The following is a 220-nucleotide window of genomic DNA, read 5'->3' as shown; positions in this document are numbered from 1 at the left end:
TCAAGTTCACTCGGTTGTTTAATTAAACATTCCGGTAAAACTCAATGAGTTATTGTTATCTAGTTTTCAAGGAACAAAGTTTTGAGAGATTACTCTCTCAAAACTGAACAAAAGCACAAGCGTCAACAAACTTTAATGTTTGTTGTCGACTAGAGTTAAACTCCATAGAAAGGAGGTGATCCAGCCGCACCTTCCGATACGGCTACCTTGTTACGACTTC

1 rRNA gene is annotated in these 220 nt (G+C 38.2%); it reads right to left on the bottom strand.

Annotated elements, in window-relative coordinates:
* Positions 1-168: 168 nt before the first annotated feature.
* A 16S ribosomal RNA gene (locus tag KH400_RS23900) occupies positions 169-220 on the bottom strand; the annotation flags it as partial.

Origin of the sequence: Desertibacillus haloalkaliphilus (assembly GCF_019039105.1) — a bacterium.
In the GTDB taxonomy this organism is placed as follows: domain Bacteria; phylum Bacillota; class Bacilli; order Bacillales; family KJ1-10-99; genus Desertibacillus; species Desertibacillus haloalkaliphilus.
This window is presented reverse-complemented; position numbering and strand designations above follow the sequence as displayed.